This is a genomic window from Pseudonocardia halophobica (assembly GCF_050948485.1).
Taxonomy (GTDB): domain Bacteria; phylum Actinomycetota; class Actinomycetes; order Mycobacteriales; family Pseudonocardiaceae; genus Pseudonocardia; species Pseudonocardia halophobica.
Genome location: NZ_CP192046.1, coordinates 2359972 through 2385577 on the forward strand (window position 1 = coordinate 2359972; position 25606 = coordinate 2385577).

Annotated in this window: 21 protein-coding genes and 2 pseudogenes; 9 read left to right on the forward strand and 14 right to left on the reverse strand. The window is 72.4% G+C overall.

Annotated elements, in window-relative coordinates; genetic code table 11:
* Window positions 1-194: 194 nt before the first annotated feature.
* From ACQP04_RS11375 to ACQP04_RS11385, 3 genes and pseudogenes are all read left to right on the forward strand, one after another.
* Window positions 195-554: a bifunctional 3-phenylpropionate/cinnamic acid dioxygenase ferredoxin subunit gene (locus tag ACQP04_RS11375; protein WP_433507014.1), complete on the forward strand. Its 360-nt coding sequence runs from the start codon at window positions 195-197 to the stop codon at window positions 552-554.
* Window positions 551-2959: pseudogene (locus ACQP04_RS11380) on the forward strand (GcvT family protein). Before ACQP04_RS11375 ends, ACQP04_RS11380 begins: the two are co-directional and overlap by 4 nt.
* Window positions 2956-4125, forward strand: a complete 1170-nt coding sequence (locus ACQP04_RS11385) for an aromatic ring-hydroxylating oxygenase subunit alpha (RefSeq protein ID WP_433507015.1) — start codon at window positions 2956-2958, stop codon at window positions 4123-4125. The pseudogene ACQP04_RS11380 and the gene ACQP04_RS11385 overlap by 4 nt, the downstream one beginning before the upstream one ends.
* Before the next feature lie 45 nt (window positions 4126-4170).
* Here ACQP04_RS11385 and ACQP04_RS11390 read toward each other — a convergent pair whose 3' ends face one another.
* Genes ACQP04_RS11390 through ACQP04_RS11400 form a run of 3 tightly spaced genes read right to left on the reverse strand, consistent with a single transcriptional unit; the run spans window position 4171 to window position 5620 of the window.
* Complete coding sequence (locus ACQP04_RS11390) at window positions 4171-4557, reverse strand: PIN domain-containing protein (protein ID WP_433507016.1); 387 nt, start codon at window positions 4555-4557, stop codon at window positions 4171-4173.
* Window positions 4545-4814, reverse strand: coding sequence for a ribbon-helix-helix protein, CopG family (locus ACQP04_RS11395; RefSeq protein WP_433507017.1), 270 nt, complete (start codon window positions 4812-4814; stop codon window positions 4545-4547). The genes ACQP04_RS11390 and ACQP04_RS11395 overlap by 13 nt, the downstream gene beginning before the upstream one ends.
* Before the next feature lie 14 nt (window positions 4815-4828).
* Window positions 4829-5620 carry an IclR family transcriptional regulator gene (locus ACQP04_RS11400; protein ID WP_433507018.1) on the reverse strand — a complete coding sequence of 264 codons (792 nt, stop codon included), beginning with the start codon at window positions 5618-5620 and terminating at the stop codon, window positions 4829-4831.
* A gap of 70 nt (window positions 5621-5690) precedes the next feature.
* Here ACQP04_RS11400 and ACQP04_RS11405 point away from each other — a divergent pair, with 70 nt between their 5' ends.
* The 3 genes from ACQP04_RS11405 to ACQP04_RS11415 are packed head-to-tail and all read left to right on the forward strand — an operon-like array spanning window position 5691 to window position 10309.
* The gene (locus ACQP04_RS11405) at window positions 5691-7163 is read left to right on the forward strand and encodes an aldehyde dehydrogenase family protein (RefSeq protein ID WP_433507019.1); all 1473 of its coding nucleotides are present in this window, start codon (window positions 5691-5693) and stop codon (window positions 7161-7163) included.
* Window positions 7164-7181: 18 nt separating this feature from the next.
* Window positions 7182-8720, forward strand: coding sequence for an APC family permease (locus ACQP04_RS11410; RefSeq protein ID WP_433507020.1), 1539 nt, complete (start codon window positions 7182-7184; stop codon window positions 8718-8720).
* Window positions 8717-10309, forward strand: coding sequence for a GMC family oxidoreductase (locus tag ACQP04_RS11415; protein ID WP_433507021.1), 1593 nt, complete (start codon window positions 8717-8719; stop codon window positions 10307-10309). The genes ACQP04_RS11410 and ACQP04_RS11415 overlap by 4 nt, the downstream gene beginning before the upstream one ends.
* 69 nt (window positions 10310-10378) lie before the next feature.
* Here ACQP04_RS11415 and ACQP04_RS11420 read toward each other — a convergent pair whose 3' ends face one another.
* Window positions 10379-10795, reverse strand: a complete 417-nt coding sequence (locus ACQP04_RS11420) for an ester cyclase (protein ID WP_433507022.1) — start codon at window positions 10793-10795, stop codon at window positions 10379-10381.
* A 349-nt stretch (window positions 10796-11144) separates the two neighbouring features.
* Between ACQP04_RS11420 and ACQP04_RS11425 the strand changes: the two genes are divergently transcribed.
* Window positions 11145-12605, forward strand: coding sequence for an AMP-binding protein (locus tag ACQP04_RS11425; protein ID WP_433507023.1), 1461 nt, complete (start codon window positions 11145-11147; stop codon window positions 12603-12605).
* Here the strand turns inward: ACQP04_RS11425 and ACQP04_RS11430 are convergent.
* From ACQP04_RS11430 to ACQP04_RS11450, 5 genes are all read right to left on the reverse strand, one after another.
* Window positions 12602-13354, reverse strand: a complete 753-nt coding sequence (locus ACQP04_RS11430) for a helical backbone metal receptor (RefSeq protein ID WP_433507024.1) — start codon at window positions 13352-13354, stop codon at window positions 12602-12604. The genes ACQP04_RS11425 and ACQP04_RS11430 overlap by 4 nt on opposite strands.
* A 13-nt stretch (window positions 13355-13367) precedes the next feature.
* On the reverse strand, window positions 13368-14651 hold the full coding sequence (locus tag ACQP04_RS11435) for a TRAP transporter large permease (RefSeq protein ID WP_433507025.1): 1284 nt from the start codon (window positions 14649-14651) through the stop codon (window positions 13368-13370).
* Complete coding sequence (locus ACQP04_RS11440; RefSeq protein ID WP_433507026.1) at window positions 14648-15250, reverse strand: TRAP transporter small permease; 603 nt, start codon at window positions 15248-15250, stop codon at window positions 14648-14650. Before ACQP04_RS11440 ends, ACQP04_RS11435 begins: the two co-directional genes overlap by 4 nt.
* Window positions 15250-16287 (reverse strand): DctP family TRAP transporter solute-binding subunit, encoded by a 1038-nt coding sequence (locus ACQP04_RS11445; RefSeq protein ID WP_433507027.1) that lies wholly within the window; start codon window positions 16285-16287, stop codon window positions 15250-15252. Before ACQP04_RS11445 ends, ACQP04_RS11440 begins: the two co-directional genes overlap by 1 nt.
* 95 nt (window positions 16288-16382) lie before the next feature.
* Entirely contained in the window at window positions 16383-17300 is a 918-nt protein-coding gene (locus ACQP04_RS11450) for a LysR family transcriptional regulator (protein ID WP_433507028.1), read from the reverse strand.
* Between the two features lie 67 nt (window positions 17301-17367).
* Here ACQP04_RS11450 and ACQP04_RS11455 point away from each other — a divergent pair, with 67 nt between their 5' ends.
* Window positions 17368-18603, forward strand: coding sequence for an MFS transporter (locus tag ACQP04_RS11455; RefSeq protein ID WP_433507029.1), 1236 nt, complete (start codon window positions 17368-17370; stop codon window positions 18601-18603).
* A gap of 51 nt (window positions 18604-18654) precedes the next feature.
* Here the strand turns inward: ACQP04_RS11455 and ACQP04_RS11460 are convergent.
* The 3 genes and pseudogenes from ACQP04_RS11460 to ACQP04_RS11470 all read right to left on the reverse strand — a co-directional run.
* A pseudogene (locus ACQP04_RS11460) lies at window positions 18655-19293 on the reverse strand (NAD(P)/FAD-dependent oxidoreductase); the annotation flags it as partial.
* Window positions 19242-19856, reverse strand: a complete 615-nt coding sequence (locus ACQP04_RS11465) for an NAD(P)/FAD-dependent oxidoreductase (RefSeq protein WP_433507030.1) — start codon at window positions 19854-19856, stop codon at window positions 19242-19244. The pseudogene ACQP04_RS11460 and the gene ACQP04_RS11465, both read right to left, overlap by 52 nt.
* 74 nt (window positions 19857-19930) lie before the next feature.
* Complete coding sequence (locus ACQP04_RS11470; RefSeq protein ID WP_433507031.1) at window positions 19931-20557, reverse strand: FMN-dependent NADH-azoreductase; 627 nt, start codon at window positions 20555-20557, stop codon at window positions 19931-19933.
* Window positions 20558-20637: 80 nt separating this feature from the next.
* Between ACQP04_RS11470 and ACQP04_RS11475 the strand changes: the two genes are divergently transcribed.
* Window positions 20638-21081: a MarR family winged helix-turn-helix transcriptional regulator gene (locus tag ACQP04_RS11475; protein ID WP_433507032.1), complete on the forward strand. Its 444-nt coding sequence runs from the start codon at window positions 20638-20640 to the stop codon at window positions 21079-21081.
* 139 nt (window positions 21082-21220) lie between these two features.
* Here the strand turns inward: ACQP04_RS11475 and icmF are convergent, their stop codons facing one another.
* Both icmF and ACQP04_RS11485 read right to left on the reverse strand, forming a co-directional pair.
* Window positions 21221-24439, reverse strand: a complete 3219-nt coding sequence (gene icmF, locus ACQP04_RS11480) for a fused isobutyryl-CoA mutase/GTPase IcmF (RefSeq protein WP_433507033.1) — start codon at window positions 24437-24439, stop codon at window positions 21221-21223.
* 156 nt (window positions 24440-24595) lie between these two features.
* Window positions 24596-25525, reverse strand: a complete 930-nt coding sequence (locus tag ACQP04_RS11485; protein WP_433507034.1) for a serine/threonine-protein kinase — start codon at window positions 25523-25525, stop codon at window positions 24596-24598.
* Window positions 25526-25606 lie beyond the last annotated feature (81 nt).

Genomic DNA, 25606 nt, shown 5'->3' on the forward strand with positions numbered 1-25606 from the left:
GGTGTTGCGCGGCCGTCCGGCGTAGTGCCTGTTACCGGCTCTTTTCCGCCCCGGATCAATTCCGGGCATCCTGTTACCGGTTGTCCTCCTCACCTTGACAGTGGGTGGCGCCTGGCCTCAACGTGTTGCGCGTGATGCTGCGTGTTCCGCAGTACGCACAGAGCCTGTCACACCGGCCTTCGAGGACGCGGCACATGAACTACGCCTGCCAGCTCGCCGATCTCCCGCGCGGCGCCGCCCTGCGACTCACGGACCTCCCCGGAAGTCCGCCCGTCGCCCTCTTCCACACCGACGACGGCGAGCTCTTCGCCGTCGACGACACCTGCACCCACGCCGACGCCTCCCTCGCCGACGGGTTCGTGGAGGACTGCGCCGTCGAGTGCCCGCTGCACGCGGCGATCTTCGACCTGCGCACGGGCGAGGCCGACGGGCTCGTCGCCCGGTACCCGGTCCGCACGCACACCGTGGTGATCGAGGACGGGGCGGTGTACGTCAAGCTCTCGGAGAAGATCCCGCACCTGCCCGCGGGCGCGCGCCGGTACGTGGCCTCATGAGCGGCACGACCTCTCCCCGCGTCGTGGTGATCGGCTCCGGCGTCGTCGGGGCCGCCGTGGCCGACGAGCTGACCGAGCGGGGCTAGACGGACGTCACCGTGCTGGACCGGGGCGCCCTGTCCCTGCCCGGGGGGTCCTCCTCGCACGCGCCCGGGCTGGTGTTCCAGGCGAGCCCCTCGCGCACCCTCGCACGGTTCGCGACGTACACCGTCGAGAAGATGAGCTCCCTCGACCTCGACGGCCGGTGGTGCTTCAACCCGGTCGGCGGCCTGGAGGTCGCGACCGAACCCGCGCGCGTCGACGAGCTGTGGCGCCGGCACGGGTTCCTGAGCTCGGTGGGCGTGGAGTCGGCGCTCGTCGGGCCGGACGAGTGCGCGGCGCTGCACCCGCTGGTGCCGGCCGACCGCGTGCTGGCCGGCCTGCACATCCCGACGGACGGCCTGGCCAAGGCTCCCCGGGCGGTCGAGGCCCAGGCCCGGCGGGCGATCGCCCGCGGCGCGCGGTTCCTCGGCGAGCAGCGGGTCGTGGAGGTCCTCCGCGACAAGGGCCGGGTGACCGGCGTCCGGACCGAACAGGACACCTTCCCGGCCGACGTCGTCGTGCAGTGCACCGGGTTCTGGGGTCCGCTGACCGGCGCGCTGGTCGACCTGCCCACCCCGCTGCTGCCGATGGCGCACCAGTACGCCCGCACCGCGCCGGTGCCGGGGCTGCGCGACCGGGGGACGCGGGAGGCCGTCGCGCCGATCCTGCGCCACCAGGACCGCGACCTGTACTTCCGCGAGCACGGCGAGCGCCTCGGCATCGGCTCCTACGCCCACCGGCCGATCCCGGTCGACCCGGCGAACCTGCCGACGCACACCGAGATGCCGTCGTCGTTCGACTTCACGCCGGAGGACTGGGCGCCGGCCTACGCCGACGCGCAGGCGCTGCTGCCCGCGCTGGAGGGCGTCGAGATCGAGCACGGGTTCAACGGCGTGTTCTCCTTCACCGCCGACGGCATGCCGCTGCTCGGCGAGCACCCCGACCTGCAGGGCTACTGGGTCGCCGAGGCCGTGTGGGTCACGCACTCCTGCGGCGTCGCCCGGGCGCTGGCGGAGTGGCTCGTCGACGGGCACCCGTCGCTCGACGTCCACGCCTGCGACCTCAACCGCTTCACCGAGGCGCAGCGGAGCCCGGCGTACGTGGAGCAGCGTGCGTCCCGCAACTTCGCCGAGGTCTACGACATCCTCCACCCGCTGGACCCGCCGGCCGGGCCGCGCCCGATGCGCACCAGCCCCTTCCACCTGCGCCAGCAGGAGCTCGGCGCGGTGTTCACCGAGATCGGCGGGTGGGAGCGGCCGCTGTGGTTCGAGTCCAACGCGGACCTGCCCGAGGTCGGCCGGATCCCCACCCGCGAGGGCTGGGCCGCGCGGCACTGGTCGCCGGTGGCGGGGGCCGAGGCGCTCGCGACGCGGGACCGGGTGGGTCTCTACGACATGACCCCGCTGACCCGCGTCGAGGTCTCCGGGCCCGGCGCCTGCGCCTTCCTCGACGGCCTGACCAGTAACAAGGTCGACGTCGCCGTGGGCCGGGTCGTCTACACCCTGATGCTGACCGCGACCGGCGGCGTGCTGTCCGACCTCACCGTGACCCGCCTGGGCGAGGAGCTCTTCCAGGTCGGCGCCAACGGCGAGGTGGACGTCGACCGGCTGCGCCGGCTCGCGCCCGCGGGCGTCGCGGTCCGGGACGTCACCGCCGGGACCTGCGGCGTCGGGCTCTGGGGACCGCGGGCCCTCGACGTCCTCTCGTCGGTGAGCGCCGACGACCTCTCCTTCGGCTACTTCCGCGCGAAGAAGATCCACATCGGCGCGGTCCCGGTGCTCGCCCTGCGCGTGTCCTACGTCGGCGAGCTGGGCTGGGAGCTCTACACCTCCGCCGACCAGGGCCTGGCGCTCTGGGACGCGCTGTGGGCCGCCGGCGCCGAGCACGGCATGGTCGCCGCGGGCCGGCACGCGTTCACGAGCCTGCGGCTGGAGAAGGGCTACCGGGCCAGCGGCGTGGACATGACCAGCGAGGACCTGCCCGCCGAGGCCGGGCTCGCGTTCGCCGTCAAGCCGGGGGAGTACCCGGGTGCCGCGGCGGTGTCGGCCGAGCCGCGCCGCCGGCTGGTCCCCGTCGTGATGGACGACCCGGAAGACGTCGTCATGGGCGCAGAGCCGGTCTACTCCGGCGACACGGCCGTCGGGTACGTCACCAGCGCGGCCTACGGGCCGACGATCGACGCCGGCATCGCCTACGCCTGGCTGCCGGCCGACCTCGCCGCCCCGGGCACCCCGGTGGCCGTCGAGTACTTCGGTGCCCGCCTGCCCGGCATCGTCGCCGCCGAGCCCCTGTTCGACCCCGAGGGGAAGCGCCTCCGCCCATGACCGCACTCGAGCAACCCCCGGTCACCGCCCCGACGGTCGGCCCCGCGAGCTCTGCGAGCTCCGCCGCCGGCAGCCTCGTGCCCACCCTCCCGGGGCACTGGTACACCGATCCCGCGATCTTCGCGGCCGAGCAGGCGCGCATCGTCGAGGCGGGGTGGGTGTGCGTGGCCCTCGCCGCGGACCTCGACGCCCCCGGCGCGTACCGCACGGTGCAGGTGGGGCGGGAGTCCGTCGTCGTCGTGAAGGGGCGGGACGAGCAGATCCGCGCCTTCTTCAATGTCTGCCGGCACCGCGGCGCGCAGCTGTGCGTCGAGCCCGCGGGGCAGGTGCGGAACAAGCTGCAGTGCCCGTACCACGCCTGGACCTACGACCTCACCGGCAAGCTGATCGCCGCCCCGAACCTCACGCAGATGCCGGACGTCGACCGGTTCGCCAACGGCCTCGCGCCCGTCGCGGTCCGGGAGTGGCTCGGCCATGTCTGGGTCTGCGTGGCCGAGCAGCCGCCGTCGTTCGAGGACGAGGTGATCGGCGCGGTGATCACCCGGCTCGGCGACGTCGAGTCGATCGACCACTACGGCGTGGAGAACCTGAAGCTCGCTCGACGGATCAGCTACGACGTGCAGGCGAACTGGAAGCTGATCGTCGAGAACTTCATGGAGTGCTACCACTGCGCGACGATCCACCCGGAGCTCACCGAGGTGCTCCCGGAGTTCGCCGAAGGGTACGCCGCGCAGTACTACGTGGGGCACGGCGCCGAGTTCGGCGAGCAGGTGCAGGGCTTCACGGTCGACGGCTCGGCCGGGCACGCCCGCATCCCCGGGATCGCCGAGGACCAGGACCGGAAGTACTACGCCATCACAATCCGCCCGGGCGTGTTCGTGAACCTCGTGCCCGACCACGTCATCGTGCACCGGATGACCCCGCTCGCGGCGGACCGCACGCTGGTCGAGTGCGACTGGCTGTTCCTGCCGGAAGTCGTGGAGTCCGGTGTGGACCTGGACCGTTCCGTGGAGCTGTTCCACCGGGTCAACGAGCAGGACTTCGCCGCCTGCGAGCGCACCCAGCCCGCGATGTCCAGCCGCGTCTACGCCCACGGCGGCGCGCTGGTCCCCAGCGAGCACCACATCGCAGAGTTCCACCACTGGGTGCAGGACCGCCTGCGCTGACCCGCCCGTGTGCGGCCGGTGGTGCCGGAGCGCCACCGACCGCGCTCAGTACGGCGCGGTGAGGCCCTCGAACATCGGGAAGTGCTTCACGTTCCGGGTCCACAAGGATGCGTCGAGGTGGGCGGCCGTGGCCGCGACGATGAAGTCCGGGACGTCGACGCCGCGGTGCGACGCCCGGTACCGGCGGGCGTAGGCACCGGCCCGCTCGGCCACGGCGTCGTCGAGCGGGACGAGCAGCAGGGCGTCGAGCAGCCCGCGGAGCGCGGCCTTCTCCGGGCTGCGCATGCCGCGCAGCAGCTCGACCTTCGTCAGCGTGGCCGCGGCGAGCTGCGCGCCCTCGTCGTAGGCGCGGTCGAGCGCCGTCCGGCAGCCTTCGTGGCCGCGCAGCAGGTCGACCAGTACGGACGTGTCGAGCAGGATCAGCGGGTCCACCCCAGCCGGGCGTCGCGATCGGCCCAGGCACCCCGGGCGCGCTCGACGTACTCCTCGCCGGCCAGGTCGTCGAACTCGCCCTCGTCCGCCGCGCCGAACGCCCCGTCGAGAGCGGCGCGCAGGGCCGCCCGCGACGTGCCGTACCGCTTCTCCACCGCATCGCGCACGAGGTCGCCGATGGACCGGCCGGTGCGCGCCGACTCCTCGCGCAGGCGCAGGTACTGCTCGTCCTCGAGCAGGACCTGGGTGCGGTGCATGATGTAAGGCTACATCACTCCTGGTCCCACCAGCCCAACCTGCGGCTGATGTCCCGGGCGGCGGTGACGACCGTCGGGGCGAGGTCCTCGAGGCGCTCCGGCGGGAGGCGGTAGGCCGGGCCGGAGAGGGACAGCGCCGCGGCGACCCCGCCGGTCTGGTCCCGGATGGGCGCGGCCACGGCGTTGAGCCCGATCTCGTACTCCTCGACGACGACCGCGTACCCCGTCGCCCGGACCCGCCCCAGGTCGGCGACCACCTCGTCGCGGGTGGTCAGGGTGCTCTCCGTGAACCGCTCCGGATGGTCGAGCACGTCCTTGAGCAGCGGGTTCAGGTCGGCGGGCTCGAGCCAGGCGATCAGCGCCTTGCCGCTGGACGTGCAGTGCAACGGGGTGATGCGGCCGATCCAGTTGTAGGTCAGCACGGTCGAGGGGCCGCGGGCCTGGTGCACGTTGACGGCGTGCCGGTCCTGCAGCACGGCGATGTTGACGGTCTCGCCGAACTCCTGGGCCAGCCGCTCGCAGGCCTCCCGGCCCAGCCGCGTGACGTCGAGCCGCCCGGAGACGGCGCCGGCCAGCGGGATCAGTCCGAACCCGAGGGTGTACTTGCCGCGGTCCGTGGCCTGCTCGACGAGTCCCCGGTCCTCCAGCGCACCGAGCAGTCGGAAGGCGGTGGACTTGTGGACGTCGAGCTCGGCGGCCACCTCGCTGACCCCGGCCTCCCCGCGGCGGGCCAGGATCTCGAGGACGGTGATGGCGCGGTCCACGGACTGCACGCCCCCGTCGCGCGGGCGCTCCGTGTTGCTCATGGCGGAACTATAGTCGTCGTGTCGCCCGATCTGCTTGACCATGCAGGGTGATCGGAGCACTCTCACCGCCGTGCCAGACCTCTTCGTCGACGGCGGGTGGACCTCCGGGTCGGGTGGTTCCGCCCAGGTGGTGAACCCCTTCGACGCCTCGGCGGTGCGGTCGGTGGACCAGGCCTCGGCGGCCGATGTGGACCGTGCGGTGGCCGCCGCGCGCCGGGCCTTCGACGACACCGCGGGGCCCTGGCGGACCACCGAGGCCCCTGAGCGCGGCGCACTGCTCCGCCGCATCGCCGACCTCCTCGTGCGCGACAAGGAGGAGATCGCGCACACCGAGACCCTCGACACCGGCAAGACGCTGCCCGAGAGCCGGATCGACGTCGACGACGTCACCGCGGTCTTCCGCTTCTACGCCGACCTGGCCGACAAGGACGCCGGACGCCTGGTCGAGACGGGGATCCCGGCCGTCGTCAGCCGGGTGGTGCACGAGCCGGTCGGCGTGTGCGCGCTGGTCACGCCGTGGAACTACCCGCTGCTGCAGCTGTCGTGGAAGGTCGCGCCCGCGCTCGCGGCGGGCAACACGATGGTCATCAAGCCCAGCGAGGTCACCCCGCTCACCTCGATCCACCTCGTGAAGCTGTGCGAGGAGGCCGGGGTCCCGGCCGGCGTCGTCAACATCGTGCTGGGCGACGGGCCCACCGTCGGCGCCCCGCTGACGGGCCACCCCGACGTCGACATGGTCAGCTTCACCGGCGGCCTCGCCACCGGCCGCGCGATCATCCGCGCCTCGGCCGAGACGATCAAGCGCACCGCCGTGGAGCTCGGCGGCAAGAACCCGAACATCGTCTTCGCCGACACCGACTTCGAGCTGGCCGTGGACTACGCGATGCTCGCGGTGTTCCTGCACTCCGGGCAGGTGTGCTCGGCGGGGGCGCGGCTGATCGTGGAGGACTCCCTGCACGACGACCTGGTCGCCGAGATCGCCCGGCGCGCCGGCCGGATCCGGCTGGGCAACGGTCTGGAGGAGGGCGTCGAGGTCGGGCCGCTGGTGTCCGAGGCGCACCGGGCCAAGATCGAGGGCTTCGTGGCCGCGGCGCGGGAGGAGGGCGCGACGGTGGTGTGCGGCGGCGCCCGCCCGGACGACCCCGCGCTGGCCAAGGGCTTCTTCTACCTGCCCACGGTGATCACCGACGTCACCCGCGACATGCGGGTGATCCGGGAGGAGACCTTCGGGCCGATCCTCACGGTAGAGCGCTTCAGCACCGAGGAGCAGGCGATCGAGCTGGGCAACGACACCGAGTACGGCCTGGCCGGTGCGGTGTTCACCCGGGACATGGGCCGCGCGCACCGGGTCGCCTCGGCGTTGCGGCACGGCACCGTGTGGATCAACGACTACCACCCGTACGTGCCCGGTGCGGAGTGGGGCGGGATGAAGCGGTCCGGCAACGGCCGCGAGCTCGGGCACGCCGGCCTCCACGAGTACCAGGAGGCCAAGCACGTGTGGCACAACACCGCCCCCGCGCCGCAGGGGTGGTTCAAGGGCTGATCCTCGTCGGAGGCCTGTGTGAGCACCACCGAGAACGAGCAGCACGACCACGGACTCTCCGAGTTCGGCTACAGCCAGTCGCTCGACCGCAGCATCGGCAAGTTCGCCAGCTTCGCCGCCGGCGTCAGCTACATCTCGATCCTCACCGGCACCTTCCAGCTGTTCTACTTCGGCTTCGGGTTCGGCGGCCCGATGTACTGGTGGTCCTGGCCGATGGTGTTCGCCGGCCAGATCATGGTGGCGCTGTGCTTCGCCGAGCTCGCGGGCCGCTACCCCGTGGCCGGCTCGGTCTACAACTGGTCCAAGCGCCTGGCCGGTCCGACGACGTCGTGGCTCGCCGGCTGGATGATGTTCACCGCCTCCGTGGTCACCCTGACCGCCGTGGTGCTGGCCTACCAGGTCACGCTGCCGCAGATCTGGTCCGGCTTCCAGCTCGTGGGCGACGGCACCGGGGCCACCGACTTCGCGGTCAGCGCGGTGATCTGGGGTGCGATCCTCATCCTCTTCACCACGCTGGTGAACGCGTTCGGCGTGAAGCTGATGGCGCGGATCAACAGCACCGGCGTGTTCATCGAGCTGATCGCGGCCGTGCTCCTGGTGATCCTGCTGGGCGTCAACATCGTCAACCCGCCGTCGGTGCTGCTCGACACGAACGGGATCGGCGCGGGCCTGCCGGGCGGCTACTTCGCGGCGTTCCTCGTCGCCTCGCTCGCCAGCGCATACGTGATGTACGGCTTCGACACCGCCAGCTCGCTGGGGGAGGAGACCGTCGACCCGCGGCGCACGGCGCCCACGGCGATCCTGCGCGCGGTGATCGCCTCCTTCGTCATCGGCGGCCTCATCCTGCTGTTCGGCATCCTCGCGGCACCCAACCTGGCCGATCCCGCGCTGGGCGAGAGCAGCGGCGGCCTGCAGCTGATCGTCATCCAGGCACTGGGCACGACCCTGGGCAAGATCTTCCTCGTCACGATCATCATCGCGATCACCGTCTGCGCACTCGCGGTCCACACCGCGGCGATCCGGCTGATGTTCGCCATGGCCCGCGACAACGCGCTGCCGGGCGGCGCGCGCCTGGCCAAGATCGACCCGAAGCGCAAGACGCCGGTCGTCCCGGCGGTCCTGATCGGCGTCGCGTCCGTGCTGATCCTGGTGGTCAACATCGGCTCGCCGGCGATCTTCACGGCCGTCACGAGCGTCGCGATCATCATGATCTACCTGGCGTACCTGCTGGTCACGGGACCGATGCTGCTCAAGCGGCTCCGCGGGCAGTGGCCGGGGCCCGAGGCGGCCACGAGCGGCTACTTCTCGCTCGGCAGGCTGGGGCTGCCGATCAACATCCTGGCCGTGCTCTGGGGCGCGGCGATGGCGCTGAACCTGGCCTGGCCGCGCGCGGACGTCTACGGCGAGGGCGTCCTGCGCTGGATCGCGTTCATCTTCATCGGCGCGGTGGCGCTGATCGGGCTGCTGTGGTTCCGGCTCAAGGGTCGCCACCGGCTCGGCACGCTGCCCGAGCACATGGCCCGGCAGATGGAGCAGATGGAGGGGGAGCTGCCGTGACGGGAGCGCACATCGGGGAGGCGCCGGGCACCGCCGACGGCGACACGTTCGACTACGTGGTCGTGGGGGGCGGTTCCGCGGGCTGCGCGCTCGCGGCCCGGCTGTCCGAGGATCCGTCGGTCACGGTGTGCCTGCTGGAGGCGGGCCCGTCCGACGTCGGGGACCCGGCGATCCTGCGCCTCGAGGACTGGATGTACCTCCTCGACTCCGGCTACGACTGGGACTACCTCGTCGAACCCCAGGAGAACGGCAACTCCTTCCTGCGGCACGCCCGCGCCCGGGTGCTCGGCGGCTGCTCCTCGCACAACTCCTGCATCGCGTTCTGGACCCCGCGCGAGGACCTCGACGAGTGGGCGTCCCTGGGCTGTGACGGCTGGTCGGCCGACGAGTGCTGGCCGCTGATCCGCCGGCTGGAGACGAACGACGGCCCGTGGGAGGGCCACGGCCGCTCCGGCCCGGTGAACCTCATGCAGGTCCCGCCGGACGACCCGTGCGGCGTCGCGGTGCTCGAGGCGTGCGCGGCCGTCGGGATGCCGACCGTGCGGTTCAACGAGGGCGTCACGATCACCGAGGGCGCCGGCTTCTTCCAGATCAACTCGTTCCCGGACGGCACCCGGTCGTCCGCGTCGGTCAGCTACCTGCACCCGGTCATGGGCACACGCCCGAACCTGGTGGTCCGCACCGACTCGTGGGCCTCGCGGGTCCTGTTCGACGGCACGCGCGCGACGGGCGTCGAGTACCAGCGCGGCATCGGGCCCGGGCGCCAGGTCGTGCGCGCGAACCGCGAGGTGATCCTCTCCACCGGCGCGATCGACACCCCGAAGCTGCTGATGCTCTCCGGGATCGGGCCCGCCGAGCACCTGCGGGACTTCGGCGTGGAGGTCCTGGTCGACGCCCCGGGCGTCGGGGCCAACCTCGACGACCACGTCGAGGGCCTGGTCATGTGGGACGCCGCGCGGCCGATGGTCGAGCGCTCCACGCAGTGGTGGGAGATCGGGCTGTTCCACTGCACGCAGCCGGGGCTGGACCGGCCGGACCTGATGATGCACTACGGGTCGGTGCCGTTCGACCTGAACACCGTGCGCTGGGGCTACCCGACCACGGACAACGGCTTCTGCCTCACCCCGAACGTCACCCGCGGCCGGTCGCGGGGCACGGTGCGGCTGCGCAGCCGGGACTTCCGCGACCGCGCCCGCGTGGACCCGCGGTACTTCACGGACCCGGAGGGCCACGACATGCGGGTCATGACGGAGGGGATCCGGCTGGCCCGGCGCGTCGCCGAGCAGCCGGCGCTGAAGGAGTGGGTGGCGCGGGAGCTGGCACCGGGGCCGGAGGCGGTGCGGGACGACGAGATCGAGGACTACATCGTCAAGACGCACAACACCGTCTACCACCCGGCGTGCACGGTGAAGATGGGTCCCGCGACGGACCCGAAGGCGCCGCTGGACCCGCAGCTGCGGGTGCGCGGGGTGGAGAACCTGCGGGTGGCCGACGCGTCGGTGCTGCCCTTCCTGCCCGCGATCAACCCCAACATCACCACGATGATGGTCGGCGAGAAGTGCGCCGACCTGCTGAAGGCGAGCCGGTAGGGCCGCCGCGCGCCGTGGGGGAGCCCGCGGTGGCCCACTGGGCTCCTCGGCGGCGCGCGGCACGACCCTCTACTCCGGCAGCAGGCCGAGCTGGGCCAGCATGTCCAGCTGGTCCCAGTACATCCGGACACGGACGATCTCGTGGCCCCGGACCGTGTAGACGGCCGCGAACGGGACCTCGATGCGGGCGCCGGTCGGCGGGGTCTCCGTGCCGTCGGGGTTGCCCAGCGGTCCGGTGTTCGTCCCCCGGAACAGCGACTCCTCGACGACCGTGTCGCCGTCCACGTAGGTGCGGTGCACGACGACCTGGTTGTCGGGGAAGGCCTTCTCGTTCTCGGCCCAGAAGTCGCGCAGTCCCTGGCGGCCCTTGGCATCGAAACCGGGCAGCGTGAGCTCGCAGTCCTCGGCGAACGGAGCCACGAACCCGTCTACGTCGTGGGCGTTCCAGGCGTCGGTCAGGCGGTCGAACGTCTTCCTCAGGTCCATCGTCGCCTCCTCTGGGATCCGGACGGGGCGCCCACGCTAGGGACCCTGCGCCGGCGGCCGACAGGGCCGACGGACTGTGCCGGCCGGCCGATCGGGCGGGGCGGAAGCCCCGAGGAGGGCGTCGCGGCACGATCGGTACCGGAAGGGGACGCGGGTCGGCAGTGTGGTCGGGGTTCGGCACGCCCTCGGCGACCTTGCCGCACACGAGGCGGTGGGCGATGCTCGCGGAGATGTCTGCTCACGCTCTCCGGCCCCACATGCGCTACCCGGCGAACTCCCGCGCCGACGCTCTCACCGGGACGCCCCCCGGCGAACCGGTCACCGGCCCCGCGGTGGGGGAGGCCCGCGCATGAGCACGGCCCTCGCCGTCCGCCTGCGCGAGCTCGCCGCCGCCGGGCCGGACCGCCCCGCGTTGACCGACGAGCACGGCGCAGTGACCCGCCGCGAGCTCGACGAGCGCTCCACCCGGCTGGCCCGCCGGTTCGCCGAGCTCGGGGTCGGGTACGGCGACTTCGTCTCGATCGCGCTGCCCAACGGGATCCGGCACGTCGAGTGCTCGCTGGCCGCGTGGAAGCTCGGCGCGGTGCCGCAGCCGCTGTCCCACCGGCTGCCGCCCGCGGAGCTCACCGCGCTGGTGGACATCGCGGACCCGGCGCTGGTCGTGGGCCTCGACCCGGGCGACGGCCGGCCCTGGCTGACCGGCGACGAGGACCTCGCGACCGGCGACGCGACGCCGCTGCCCGACGTCGTCGGACCCTCGTGGAAGGCGCCCACCTCGGGGGGCAGCACCGGCCGCCCCAAGCTGATCGTGGCGGGGCAGGTGGCGAGCGTGGAGGCCGTGCTCGCGCGCGCCCCGCTGCTGCGGATCGACCGGGACGGGGTGTTCCTGTCGACCGCGCCGCTCTACCACAACGCGCCGTACATGTTCTCGCTGATGGCGCTGCTGCAGGGGCACCACGTCGTCCTCATGGGACGGTTCGACGCCGCCCGCGCGCTCGACCTCGTGGCCCGGCACCGCGCGACCTGGCTCTACGTGGTGCCCACGATGATGGGCCGGATGCTGCGGCTGCCCACGGCGGTCCGCGAGGCGGCGGACCTGTCGTCGCTGCGGACCGTGCTGCATGTCGGCGCGCCCTGCCCGCCGCACGTGAAGCGGGGCTGGTTGGACTGGGTGAGGACACCGGAGACGGTGATCGAGCTGTACTCGGGGACCGAGGCGCAGGCCAACTGCATGATCGACGGCCGGGAGTGGCTGGAGCGCCCGGGCTCGGTCGGGCGCGTGCAGCGCGGCCGGATGAGCGTGCGCGGCGAGGACTTCCGCGAGCTGCCGCCGGGCGAGGTCGGCGAGATCTGGATGCGGCCGGACGGGGAGGCGACGACCTACCGGTACATCGGCGCCGAGGCGCGCGAGCGCGACGGGTGGGAGTCGTTGGGGGACATGGGCTCCTTCGACGCCGACGGCTACCTCTTCCTCGCCGACCGGCAGACCGACATGATCCTGGTCGGCGGGGCCAACGTGTACCCGGCCGAGGTCGAGTCCGCGCTGTGCGAGCACCCCGCGGTGCTCTCGGCCGCCGTGATCGGGCTCCCGGACGAGGACTACGGCAGCGTGGTCCACGGGATCGTGCAGGTCGGCGGCAACCACGACGGCGACGTCACGGGGGAGGAGCTGCGCGAGTTCGTGCGCGGCCGGCTCGCCCCGTACAAGGTGCCGCGGACCGTCGAGCTCACCGCCGACCCTCTGCGGGACGACGCCGGCAAGGTCCGCCGCAGCGCCCTGCGGGAGGCCCGCCTCCCGCAGGCCTCCTAACCGCGCAGTGCCGCGGGCAGCACCTGTGCCGCCTCCACCAGGCTCGGCCCGTACCAGGTCAGCAGCCGCCCGCTGACCAGCACGGACGGGGTGATGAAGGCCTCGGGGCCGTCGTCGGCGGTGAAGAGGTACGGCTCGTCCGGCAGCACCACGAGGTCGTGCGCGGGCAGGTCGGCCGGGTCGAACCGCGGGTAGCGCTCGGGGGAGTCGGCCAGGACGTTGTCCACGCCGAGCCGGGCGAGCACCGCGCCGGTGAAGGTGTCCGAGCCGCAGGCCATCCACGGCCTGCGCCAGATCGGCACCACGGCGCGGCGCCGCTCGGCCGGCTCCGGGAGGGCGACCCACAGGCGGCGGGCCTCGGCGAGCCACTCCGGCTCGTCGAACCCGCAGGCGGCGAGCATGCGGCCGAGCGAGTCCAGGCCGCCGTCGACGGTCCGGATGTCGGTGACGTAGACGGCGAGCCCCGCGTCGCGCAGCCGCTGCAGGTCGCCGGGCTTGTTCTCCTCCTGGTTGGCCAGCACCAGGTCCGGCTCGAGGGCGACGATCGCCTCGACGTCCGGGTTCTTGGTGCCGCGCACCCGCGGCACGTCGAGGTCGGTCGGGTGGGTGCACCAGTCGGTGGCGGCGACGAGCCGCGAGACGTCCGTGGCCCCGACCGCCTCGGTCAGCGAGGGCACGATCGACGCGATCCGTTCGACCTTCGCCGGTACCTCGACCTCGCGGCCCTCGTCGTCGATCACCGTCGGCATGCGGCCAGGCTAGTCACTCCACCAGCGCCAGGCTGATCACCGGGACGAAGGTGACGATCAGCAGGGCGATCAGCAGGACCCCGGCGCTGGGCACGGCCGCCCGCGCCACGCGCAGCACGCTCATCCGCGAGATCCCGCTGGCCACGAACAGGTTCAGCCCGAGCGGCGGCGTGATCATGCCGATCTCCAGGTTCATCACGATGATGATGCCGAGGTGGATCGGGTTCACGCCGAGCTCGGTGGCGATGGGGAAGAGGATGGGCGCGAGGATGAGGATGGCGCTCGACGTCTCCATGAAGCAGCCCACGATCAGCAGCAGCACGGTGACGAGCAGCAGGAACTGCCAGGGCTGCAGGTTCAGGGCGAGCAGCGCGCCGGTGACCTCGGCGGGGATGCGCTCGTAGGTGAGCACGAAGGAGAACAGGATGCCGTTGGCGATGATGAACATGACCATCGCCGAGGTCCGGGCCGACCGCAGCAGGATCGGCCCGATGTCGCGCCACGACAGCTCCCGGTAGACGAGCAGGCTGACCAGCAGCGCGTAGGCCACGGCCATGGCCGCGGCCTCGGTCGGGGTGAAGAAGCCGCCGTAGATGCCGCCCAGCACGAACACCGGCAGCAGCAGCGACAGGATCGCGTCCCGGAAGGCGCGGACCTTCTCCGCCCGGGTCATGTCGATGGCCGTCGCCCCGGTTCCGTAGCCGCGCCGCCGGGAGACGACCACGACCATGGCCAGCAGCAGCGCGCCGGCGAGCAGGCCGGGCAGGATCCCGGCGAGGAAGAGGTCGCCGATCGAGGTCTCGGTCGCGATGCCGTACACGATCAGCGGGATGGACGGCGGGATGAGGATGCCCAGCGACCCGGACGTGGCGATGAGCCCGGTGGAGAAGTCCCGGCCGTAGCCGGCCCGGATCATTGCGGGGATGAGCAGGGTGCCGACGGCGACGACGGTGGCCGGGCTCGAGCCCGAGATCGCGGCGAAGAAGACGCAGGACAGCACGGCCGTCATCGCCAGGCCGCCGCGGTAGCCGCCGACCGCCGCGAGCCCGGCCTCGGTGAGCCGTCTGCTGATCCCGCCCCGGCTCATGATCGTGGCGGCGAGCACGAAGAACGGGATCGCGACGAGCGGGAAGCTGTTGAGGGCGTTGGTCAGGGTCTCCGGGACCTGGGTGAGCGGGATGGTCGTGAAGTAGAAGAAGTAGAGGAAGGTCGTGAGCCCGAGGGCCACGGCGATCGGCGCCGACGACAGCAGCAGGACCAGCAGGGTGACCAGCAGGGCGATCGCTGCGGCGCTCATCGGCCGGCCTCCCCGTCGGTCTCGTCCGGGCGCCGGGGGCCCGTTTCGTCGTCCCGCGCGGCCGCGCCCTCGGCCTCCCGCTCCGCGGCCTGCTCCGCCTCCCGTTCGGCCGTCTTCTCGGGATACGGGTCACGGCCCCGGAGCATCCGGGAGGCGATCTCGCAGGCCCGCACGAACATCAGCGTGAACCCCACCGGAACCGGGAGGGTCGCGAGCCAGAGGGGGAGCTTCAACGCCGGGGTCAGGGTCAGCCGGGCGTACGGCTCCGCCAGGACGAGCCAGGCGAAGGCACCGACGATCCCGAGGTAGACCAGCGTGACGGCGATCCCGACCAGGGCGAGGACCCGCTTGCCGCGCTCGCCGAGGAACAGCGCGACCAGGTCGACGTTGACGTGCTCGTCGTAGCGCAGGGTCACCACGGCGCCGAGGAAGGTCGACGTGATCACGAGGAGGATCACGGCCTCCTCCGACCAGAACAGGATCTGCCCGGTGATCGTGCGGAGCAGCACGGCGACGATCGCGATCAGCGCGGCGAGCCCCAGCGACCCGGCCGCCAGCACGTTCTCCACCCGGGTGAGGACGCGGTCGAACGCGGCCATCACGCACCACCCGCCCGCCGCTGGGCCAGCAACTCGTCGACGACGTCCCGGCCGATGACGTCCGCCTGCTCGTCCCACACCTTCGGCACGACCGAGGCCTCGAACGCGGCCCGCTGCTCGGGGGTCAGCTGCACGATCTCCGTGGTGCCGGCCTCGGCGATCGTCTTCTTCGCCTCCTCGTTGAGCTGGGCGGCGACCTCGCGGTTGTAGCGGGCGGACTCCGTGGCGGCCTCGCGGACCACCTGCTGCAGGTCCGGCGGGAGCCCCTCGAAGAACGGCCGGTTGATCGTGAGGACGTAGCCGACGTAGCCGTGGTCCGACTCGGTGATGTACCGCTGCACCGTGTGCATGTTCTGCGACTCGATGTTCGACCAGGGGTTCTCCTGGCCGTCGATCAGCCCCTGCTGCAGCGCGTTGTAGACCTCGGCGAAGGCGAGCGGCGTGGTCTGGGCGCCCCACGCCGCGAACTGGGCGCGCAGGACGTCCGACGGCTGGATGCGGAAGCGGAGCCCCGCGAGGTCCTCGGCCGCGGTCATCCGGGTGTTCGAGGACAGCTGCTTGAGCCCGTTGTCCCAGAGCTCGAGCACGACGATGTCGCGGCGGGCCAGCTCGGGATTGCCGAAGATCGCGCGTCCCACGGCGGTGTCCGGGGAGGCGACCCGCGGGATGTCCTCGACGTCCCGGAACAGGAACGGCAGGTCGAGGACCTGCAGGGCGGGGGCGATCGTGGTGAACTTCGCGCTGGCCGGGGCCAGCATCTGCACCGCCCCGGACTGGAGGGCCTGCAGCTCGTCCTCGTCGCCGAACAGCTCCGAGTTGGGGTAGATCTCGACCGCGATCCGGCCGCCGGAGCGCTGTTCGACGATCTCCTCGAACCGCTGCGCCGCCTTGCCCTTCGGCGTCTTGGCCGTGACCACGTGGGAGAAGCGGAGCACGTACGTGTCGCTGCCGCCCGCCTGGCCGGCACCGCGGAGCCCGCAGCCGGCGAGGAGCACGCACAGCACCGCGAGGAGCGCCCAGACCGTTCGCCGTCGCATACCGCCGGTCCCTCCTCGAGCCGAGGACGGGGCGGCGCCGGAATGCGGCACCGTCGCCCATTCGGGTCGGACGGTAGGAATCGGTGCGAAGGGTGTCAAATGCTGGCGAACAGCGGCGTGTGGCGGCGGACGAAGTCGCGGAAGGCCCGGGCGGGCGCGCTCGCCCGCCGCTCCCGGGATCGGACGAGCCCGATCACGCGGATCGTGCGGGGGCTCGCCACCGGCAGCTCCACGACGCCCGGTGGTGGCCCGTGGTGCGACACCGGCACCAGCGCGACCCCCAGGCCCGCCCGGACGAACCCCCGGACCGTCGCCGAGTCCCCGGACTCGAACGCCAGCCGCGGCGTGAAGCCCGCGTCGCGGCACCAGCGGTCGACCGCGGCGCGCAGGCCGTTGCCGGGCAGGAAACCGATGAACCGCTCGCCCGCGGCATCGGCGAGGGGGAGCCCGTCGCGGCGCTCCGCCAGCGGATGGTCGGCGGGGACCGCGAGCCGCAGCTCCTCCTCGCCGAGGGGCTCCGCGGCGAACGCGGCCTCCTCGGGCAGGGGAGAGGTGAGCGCGAGATCGGCGGCGCCCTCGCGGATCCACTGCAGCAACGTGTGGTGCGGGGCCTGGAGCAGGTCGAACCGGATCCCCGGCTGCACCGCCCGGAACCCGCCGACCAGCCGCGGGACGACCTCGGTGCCCAGTGTGGGCAGGAAGGCCAGCGTGATCCGTCCCTGCACGCTGTCGACCTCGCCGGCCAGCTCGCGGGCGCCGGTGGCCAGCTCGGCGAGGGAGCGCTCGGCGTAGCGCAGCAGCAGCCGGCCCTCGCGGGTGAGCCGCACCGTGCGGCCGCTGCGGACGAACAGCGACGTCCCCAGCTCCCGCTCCAGGCGGGCGATGCCGCGCGAGAGTGTGGACTGCGGCACACCCAGCTCGTCCGCGGCCTGCGTGACGTGCTCGGCCCGCCCGACGGCGACGAACCAGCGCAACCGGGGTGCGAGCGCGGTCAGGACCACCGACTCATCCATTACTGCATCATCGCACCCGACCAGATGCATTGGACGCATGCTGGCCCTGGTCGTACGGTCGGTAGCCATGACAACGACCGCCCCTGCTCCGGCCTCGTCCGCCGCACTCGGCCACGAGCGCGGCAGCCCGGGCTACCGCCGCCTCGGGCTGGCGATGTGGTGCACGGGGCTGGCGACGTTCGTGCTGGTCTACGCCGTGCAGGGGCTGTTGCCCACGCTCGCCGACGAGTTCGGCGTCTCGTCGGGGACCTCCAGCCTGGCGCTGTCGGCGACCACCCTGACCCTCGCGCTCGCCATCGTGCCGCTGTCCGCGGTGGCCGAGGCCTGGGGCCGCGCCCGCGTGATGACCGTCGCACTGGCCGCGTCGGCGGTCCTCGGCCTGCTCGCTCCGCTCGCGCCGACCTTCGAGGTGCTCGTCGGGATACGGGCGCTGCAGGGGATCGCGCTGGCCGCCCTGCCGGCGCTGGCGATGTCGCACGTGACCCGAGAGGTGACCCCGCGGCACCTCGGCGGCGCGGTCGGGATGCTCATCGCCGGCAACACCATCGGCGGGCTCTCCGGGCGGCTGATCGCCAGCGCGGTCGCCGACGTCGCGGGCTGGCGGCTCGCGCTGCTCGCCGTCGGGCTCGTGTCGCTGGCCTGCACCGTGGCGTTCCGGCTGCTGCTGCCGCCGTCGGTCGCGCCGGCCGCCCCGCGGGTGCGTCTCGGCGAGCTCGGCGGGCCGATCCTGCGGCACCTGCGCGACCCGGGCCTGCTGTGCCTGTTCGGCATCGGCTTCCTGCTGATGGGCTCGTTCGTGACCGTCTACAACTACCTGGGCTTCCGGCTGCTGCGCGCCCCGTTCGGGCTGCCCGCGGCGCTGGTCGCGCTGATCTTCCTCGGGTACCTGGCCGGGTCCTACGCGTCGACGGCGGCGGGCCGGCTCGGGGACCGCTTCGGTCGCCGGAAGGTCATGTGGATCGGCATCGTGGTCGCGGTCGCCGGGGCGTGGGTCACCACGCCGGCCTGGCTGCCGACGGTCCTTGCCGGGCTGCTGCTGGTCACGGTCGGGTTCTTCGCCGGGCACTCGCTGGCCAGCAGCTGGGTGGGCCGCCGCTCGTCGATGCTGTCCGAGGGTTCGCCGGGCATCGCCTCGTCGCTGTACCTGTTCGGCTACTACGCGGGCAGCAGCGTCGGCGGCACCGTCGGCGGGGTCGTGTTCGACGTCGCCGGCTGGACCGGGGTCGTCGGCTACCTCACCGTGCTGCTCGCCGGCGCGCTCGCCCTGGCCCTCACCCTGCGCCGGATCCCCGCCCCCGCTTGATCCCGGTAACGGCGCTCTCGCTCATGTGCAGCGAGCGGGAGCGTCGTTCGCTCACCTCTGCCGGACGTACTCCGCGGTGTACGGGCGCTCGGCGGTCGTCGGCTCGCCGAGCGGGTAGGCCCGCTCCCCGCGCCGGTTCGCGGCGAGCGCGGTCGCCCAGTTCAGCAGCGTGGTGAACCGGTTGTGCACGCCCGCCAGGAAGGCGATGTGGATCACGCCCCACAGCAGCCAGCCGACGAACCCGTCGACCCGCACCGGACCCTTCTCCAGCAGCGCGTGCCGCCGGGAGATGTAGGCCGCGTTGCCGAGGTCGAGGTACCGGAACGGCCGCGTCGGCTCCCCGGCCGGCACCCGCCGGACGTCCTCGCCCGCGTGCCGCCCGGACTGCATCGCCACCTCGGCGACGCCGGGCAGGTCGTCGAGGCTCATGACGTCGCCGACCACGCGGATCTCCGGATGCCCCGCGACGGTGAGGTCCGGCTCGACGGGGAGCCGGCCCTGCCGGTCCTGCACCGCGCCGGTCTCCTTCGCCACGTTCTGCAGGAACGGAACGGCCTCGACGCCCGCGGTCCACAGCACCGTGCGCGCGTCGTACCGCCGCTGTTCCCGCCGGCCGTCGGGCCCCGGCTTCTTCGCGGTCATGACCACCCCGCGCTCGTCGACGTCCGTGACGTGCACCCCGAACACCGTCTCGACGCCGAGCCGGTCGAGAGCCTGCTGTGCCTTCTCGGTGAGGTTGCGCCCGAACGGGTCTCCGCCATCTCGAACGCCCCCGGCACGCGGCGACGGATGGCGAGCGCGTCGTCGATGGTCTTCATGCCCGGCGCGTGCACCGCGAACTCGGGGTGGCCGAGGTAGGACTGGCGCATTCCCGCGGCGACGATCAGCTGGTCGTAGGGCAGGTCGAAGGTCGTGTCGTCCGGGCGGCGGGCGGTGAGGACCCGCTCGGTCGCGTCGAGATCGCAGGCCTCGCCGAGGACCACGCGCACGTTCCGGTGCCGGCGCATGAGCGTGCGCAGCGGGGTCGTGATCTGTCCCTCGGACAGCAGTCCGGTGGCGCACTGGTAGAGCAGCGGCTGGAACAACGAGGTCGTGGTCCGGTCGAGCAGAGTGACGTCCGCGTCCGCGCGGGCGAGCCGACGGGCCGCGTAGACCCCGCCGAACCCGCCGCCGACCACCACGACCTTCGGCCGCGCCATGTACTCCCCCTTCGAGTCGCTCGCTCTCGCGCACCCGGCGGGGGGCGGGGGCATGCCGTCACACCCTCGATGAGCGAACGGCGCTGTCGCTCGGACCTAGTGGGCGAGAGCGCCGCTCGCTCACGGGGTCACCAGGTCTTGGCGACCTCCCGGGCCCGCGCGTGGGCGGCGTCGCGGGCGGTCGCGGCGTCGTCGGTGACGAGGTTCGGGCGGAAGTGGATCTCCTCGACCTCCTCGATCCCGGCCCAGTGCAGCCAGTCGGTGAAGAAGGTGGACTGGAAGTCGCGGCCGAAGGCCGGTCCGCGGCCGGGGCCGTAGACCGCGCTGGTGTAGACCACGGCGGCCTTCTTCCCCTGCAGCAGCCCGGTGTACCCCCGTTCCGGGTCGAAGCCGAACACCAGGCCGGGTTGGCTGATCACGTCGACCAGCTGTTTGAGCACGTAGGGCACGCCGGCGTTCCACATCGGGACGCTGAACAGGTAGCGGTCGGCCGCGTCGAACCGGCGGAACTCCGCGGTCGCGGCCGCCCACGCGGCGGCGCCCTCGCCGCTCGGCTGCTGCCCGGCGAAGACGGCCATCTTGGCCTCGGCCGCCGGGGGACCGAAGGCGGGCAGCGTGCCGTCCCACAGGTCGCGGTGGGCGATCTCGACGTCGGGATGGGTCTCGGCGTAGACCTCGAGGAACGTGCTCGCGATCGCCAGGGACTCGGAGGCGGCACCGCGGGGCGAGGCGGCGACGTGCAGCAGGCGGGTCATGGGGAACTCCTTCGATAGCAGTGTGTGCGCACGCACATAATAAGCACGATGTGTGCGCACGCACAAGCTATGCTGCCCGGATGGAACCCGACGACGCGGGCGTGGCGGCCTGGGCCGCGCTGCTGCGGACCCACGCGGCGGTGCTCCGCGAGCTGGAACGCGACCTGGAACGCGCCCAGGGCATGCCGCTGACCTGGTACGACGTGCTGCTCGAGCTCAACTCGGCACCCGAGCGCCGGCTGCGGATGCAGGAGCTGGGGGAGCGGGCGGTGGTGTCGCGCTCCCGGGTGAGCCGGATCGTCGACGAACTGGCACGGGCGGGTCTCGTCGTGCGCGAGCAGGACCCGGCCGACCGGCGGGGGAGCTGGGCGGTCCTGACGCCCGCGGGCCGGGAGCGCCTGCGCGCCGCGGCGCCGGGCTACCTCGACGGGATCGCGAAGCACTTCGCCGACCACCTCACACCGGAGGAACGCGACACGATCGCGACCGCGCTGCAGCGCGTCCTCGCCGCCCACGCCCGATGAGCGAGCAGACCCCAGGTGAGCGAACGGCACTCTCGCTCACCAGGAATGAGCGAGAGCGCCGTTCGCTCACGGGGCGCGAGAAGGGTGTCGCCCCGCACTGACCAGGTGCGGGGCGACGCGGGTGTGGCGGGTGAACCGGCTACATGTTGCGCCGGTACTGGCCCCCCACCTCGAAGAAGGCGTCCGTGAGCTGCCCCAGCGAGCAGACCCGGGCGGCCTTCATCAGCTCGTCGAACACGTTGCCCTCGCCGGTGGCGACGTCCTGCAGCCGGCGGATCGCCTGCTCGGCCTCGGACTTGTGCCGGGCCTGGAAGTCCGCCAGCCGGTCCAGCTGGGACTGCTTCTCGGCCTCGGTGCCGCGGGCGAGCTCGATCTCCTGCGGCTCCTCGTCGTCCGCCCCGGGCTTGCGGAAGGTGTTCACGCCGACGATCGGGAGCGTGCCCTCGTGCTTGCGGTGCTCGTAGAGCATCGACTCGTCCTGGATCTTGCCGCGCTGGTAGCCGGTCTCCATGGCGCCCAGCACGCCGCCGCGCTCGGCGATCCGGTCGAACTCGGCGAGCACGGCCTCCTCGACGAGGTCGGTCAGCTCGTCGACGATGAACGACCCCTGCAGCGGGTTCTCGTTCATCGACAGGCCCCACTCGCGGTTGATGATCAGCTGGATCGCCATCGCGCGCCGCACCGAGGACTCGGTGGGGGTGGTGATCGCCTCGTCGTAGGCATTGGTGTGCAACGAGTTCGCGTTGTCGTAGAGCGCGCAGAGCGCCTGCAGCGTGGTCCGGATGTCGTTGAAGTTCATCTCCTGCGCGTGCAGGGACCGGCCCGACGTCTGGACGTGGTACTTCAGCTTCTGCGAGCGCTCGTTGGCGCCGTACTTCTCCCGCATCGCCACGGCCCAGATCCGCCGCGCGACCCGGCCGATGACCGTGTACTCGGCGTCCATGCCGTTGGAGAAGAAGAAGGACAGGTTCGGCGCGAAGTCGTCGATGTCCATGCCGCGCGCGAGGTAGCTCTCCACGAACGTGAAGCCGTTGGACAACGTGAACGCGAGCTGGCTGATCGGGTTCGCCCCGGCCTCGGCGATGTGGTAACCGGAGATGGAGACGGAGTAGAAGTTCCGCACCTTGTGCTGGATGAACCACTCCTGGATGTCGGCCATCATCCGGAGCGAGAACTCGGTGGAGAAGATGCAGGTGTTCTGGCCCTGGTCCTCCTTGAGGATGTCGGCCTGCACCGTGCCGCGGACGTTGGCGTAGGCGAAGGCGGTCAGCTCCTCGCGCTCGGCCTCGTCGGGCTCGCGGCCCTCCTCCTCGCGGAACTTCTCGACCTGCTGGTCCACCGCGGCGTTGAGGAAGAACGCCAGGATCGTCGGCGCCGGCCCGTTGATCGTCATGGAGACCGACGTGGTGGGCGAGCAGAGGTCGAAGCCGGCGTACAGCTCCTTCATGTCGTCGAGCGTCGCGATCGAGACGCCGGAGGTGCCGACCTTGCCGTAGATGTCCGGGCGGGTGTCCGGGTCGTGCCCGTAGAGGGTCACCGAGTCGAACGCCGTGGACAGCCGCTTGGCGTCCGAGTCCTCGGACAGGTACTTGAACCGGCGGTTGGTGCGGAAGGGGTCGCCCTCGCCGGCGAACATGCGGGCCGGGTCCTCGCCCTCCCGCTTGAACGGGAACACCCCGGCGGTGAACGGGAACCTGCCGGGCAGGTTCTCCCTGCGCAGGAAGCGCAGCAGCTCGGCGTCCTCGGTGTAGCGCGGCAGCGCGACGCGCGGGACCTTGTTGCCCGACAACGTCTCCCGGGTCAGCTGGGTGCGCAGCTCCTTGTCGCGGACCTTCACCACGAGCTCGTCGCCGGAGTAGTCCTCGACGACCTGCGGCCAGGTGTCGATCAGCTGCGCGGTCTCGGCGGACAGGTCCTGCTCGGCCTTCTGCAGCGCCTCGTCGACCGACTCGCCGACGAGCTCCTTCGCGGTGCGCAGGTGCTGGCGGACGCGGGCCTTGGTCGCCTCGGCCTCCGTGTCGGCGTGGTAGCCGCGCACGGTCTCGGCGATCTCGGCGAGGTAGCGCACCCGCTCCGGCGGGATCACCGCGGCGTACTCGGTGGAGGTCTTGCGGTCCACCTTCGGCAGCCGGCCCTCGTGCAGCGTCAGGCCGTTCTCCGCCAGCAGCGCGCCGAGCTTCTGGTACAGCGCGGTCACGCCGTCGTCGTTGAACGTGGCGGCGGAGGTGCCGTAGACCGGCATGTCCTCCCAGCTCTCGCCGAACGCGTCCCGGTTGCGCACGAGCTGGCGCCCGACGTCCCGGCGCGCGTCCTCCGCCCCGCGGCGCTCGAACTTGTTGATCGCCACGACGTCGGCGAAGTCCAGCATGTCGATCTTCTCGAGCTGCGACGCGGCGCCGAACTCCGGCGTCATCACGTACAGCGAGCGGTCGACGAACGGGACGATGCCGGCGTCGCCCTGCCCGATGCCCGGGGTCTCCACGACGACCAGGTCGAACCCCGCCGCCTTGAGCACCGAGATCACGTCGCCGAGGTTCTCGGGGATCACGCCGTCGTTGCCGCGGGTGGCCAGCGAGCGGAAGTAGACCTGGTCGCCCTTGAGGGCGTTCATCCGGATCCGGTCGCCGAGCAGCGCGCCGCCGCCCTTGCGCCGGGTCGGGTCCACGGCCAGCACCGCGATCCGGAGCTTGTCCTCCTGGTCGAGGCGGAAGCGGCGCACCAGCTCGTCCGTCAGCGAGGACTTGCCGGAGCCGCCGGTGCCGGTGATGCCCAGGACCGGGACCTGCTTCTCGCTCGCCTTGACCCGCTCGAGCACCTCGGCCGGCAGCTTTCCGGACTCGGCCAGGGTCAGGGCCCGCGCGAGGGTGGCGGTCTCGCCGGTGAACACCCCGTCGTACGACGCCGGGGGCTCGGTCGCGAGGTCGGTGTCGCACTCGCGGATCATCAGGTTGATCATGCCCGGCAGGCCGAGGCGCTGGCCGTCGTCCGGGGAGAAGATCCGCGAGACGCCGCGGGAGTGCAGCAGCTCGATCTCCTCGTGGACGATCACGCCGCCCCCGCCGCCGTACACCTTGACGTGGCCGGCGCCGCGCTCGCGCAGCAGCTCGACCAGGTAGGAGAAGTACTCGACGTGCCCGCCCTGGTAGGAGCTGATGGCGACGCCCTGCACGTCCTCCTGGATGGCCGCGGTGACGACCTCGTCGACCGAGCGGTTGTGACCCAGGTGGATCACCTCGGCGCCCTGCCGCTGCAGGATGCGCCGCATGATGTTGATCGCCGCGTCGTGCCCGTCGAACAGGCTCGCGGCCGTCACGAAGCGGATCGGGTTCTTCGGGACGTAGAGCTCGCTGTCACCCATGGATCGGACCTCCTGCACGACGACGTACCCCGCACATTTAGTTTGACATCCTAGTATCGGACGTACAAGAGATCGCGATGTGACGTCGGTCGGAGGCGTCTCCGCAGGTCAGCGGCGGTCGTGAGCGCGAACTGCCGCTCTGGCGGCAGTCGGCGCTCACAGGAGGGTGTCGAGGGCGGTGTGCACCTCGGCGAGGGTGGGCCGGGAGCCCGGATCGGCGAGCAGGCAGCCGTCGAGGGCGCTCGCCACACGCACCGGGAGCCGGCGCCGGGACCGGAGCCGGGGTGCCGGCTTGAGCAGCTGCGGGTAGAGCCGGGCCAGCTCGGCGCGCGGGTGCGTCGAGTCGGTGCGGGAGAGGCTGTGCGAGCCGGTCTGCTCCGGGTCCGCGACGCCGTCGGGGAAGGGGCGGACGCCGGTCGCGGCCTCGTGCAGGACCACGCCGACCGCCCAGACGTCCGTCGCGGGCGTGACGACGCCGCCGAGGATCTGCTCGGGGGCCATGTACCGGGCGCTGCCGACCTCGGCCGGCGCCGGCCCCGGGGTGCGGGCGAGCGCCAGGTCGATCACCCGGGTGACCCCCGCGCTGACGACGATGTTGCTGGGCTTCACGTCGCAGTGCACCCGGCCCTGCTCGTGCAGGTACCGCAGGGCCGCCCCGAGCTGCTGGCCGAGGTGGGCGAGCGCGGCCTCCGGGAAGCGGCCGTAGCTGTCCAGCGCGTCGGACAGGGTCCCGCCGGGCAGCGACTCCAGCACCATCACCGGGTCGGGACCGCGCTCGTCGACCAGGTCGAGCAGCCGCACGATGTACGGGTGCCGCAGCGAGCGGAGCAGCTTGGCCTCGCGCAGCAGCCCCCGGCGGGTGCGGGCGTCGCCCACGAGGTCCGGCCGCAGCACCTTCGCCACCGTGTGGCAGTGGTGGACGGCGCTCCACGTGTCGTACGTGTCGTAGTCCTCGCCGCGCCGCAGGTGCTGGACCACGCTGTAGCCCGGCGCGACCTCCCGGCCGGGCGCGAGCGGGGGCGGGCCGTCGAGGCCGGACCGGGTCACCGGCCCGTCGGTCCCGCGGGTCGTGCTGCGGGTCCCCACCTCGCGGAGGGTGCCGGGAGCCGGACCCGCGTGCGGATCCGGCTCCACGGCGGCGGCACTCATCGCGCGGCCCCGCGCCGG

Coding starts and splice junctions, on each gene's coding strand:
- ACQP04_RS11375 (WP_433507014.1), top strand. CDS start 195: ATGAACTACGCCTGCCAGCTCGCCGATCTCCCGCGCGGCGCCGCCCTG.
- ACQP04_RS11385 (WP_433507015.1), top strand. CDS start 2,956: ATGACCGCACTCGAGCAACCCCCGGTCACCGCCCCGACGGTCGGCCCC.
- ACQP04_RS11395 (WP_433507017.1), bottom strand. CDS start 4,814: ATGCACCGCACCCAGGTCCTGCTCGAGGACGAGCAGTACCTGCGCCTG.
- ACQP04_RS11400 (WP_433507018.1), bottom strand. CDS start 5,620: ATGAGCAACACGGAGCGCCCGCGCGACGGGGGCGTGCAGTCCGTGGAC.
- ACQP04_RS11420 (WP_433507022.1), bottom strand. CDS start 10,795: ATGGACCTGAGGAAGACGTTCGACCGCCTGACCGACGCCTGGAACGCC.
- ACQP04_RS11425 (WP_433507023.1), top strand. CDS start 11,145: ATGAGCACGGCCCTCGCCGTCCGCCTGCGCGAGCTCGCCGCCGCCGGG.
- ACQP04_RS11430 (WP_433507024.1), bottom strand. CDS start 13,354: ATGCCGACGGTGATCGACGACGAGGGCCGCGAGGTCGAGGTACCGGCG.
- ACQP04_RS11435 (WP_433507025.1), bottom strand. CDS start 14,651: ATGAGCGCCGCAGCGATCGCCCTGCTGGTCACCCTGCTGGTCCTGCTG.
- ACQP04_RS11440 (WP_433507026.1), bottom strand. CDS start 15,250: ATGGCCGCGTTCGACCGCGTCCTCACCCGGGTGGAGAACGTGCTGGCG.
- ACQP04_RS11445 (WP_433507027.1), bottom strand. CDS start 16,287: ATGCGACGGCGAACGGTCTGGGCGCTCCTCGCGGTGCTGTGCGTGCTC.
- ACQP04_RS11450 (WP_433507028.1), bottom strand. CDS start 17,300: ATGGATGAGTCGGTGGTCCTGACCGCGCTCGCACCCCGGTTGCGCTGG.
- ACQP04_RS11455 (WP_433507029.1), top strand. CDS start 17,368: ATGACAACGACCGCCCCTGCTCCGGCCTCGTCCGCCGCACTCGGCCAC.
- ACQP04_RS11465 (WP_433507030.1), bottom strand. CDS start 19,856: ATGCCCCCGCCCCCCGCCGGGTGCGCGAGAGCGAGCGACTCGAAGGGG.
- ACQP04_RS11470 (WP_433507031.1), bottom strand. CDS start 20,557: ATGACCCGCCTGCTGCACGTCGCCGCCTCGCCCCGCGGTGCCGCCTCC.
- ACQP04_RS11475 (WP_433507032.1), top strand. CDS start 20,638: ATGGAACCCGACGACGCGGGCGTGGCGGCCTGGGCCGCGCTGCTGCGG.
- icmF (WP_433507033.1), bottom strand. CDS start 24,439: ATGGGTGACAGCGAGCTCTACGTCCCGAAGAACCCGATCCGCTTCGTG.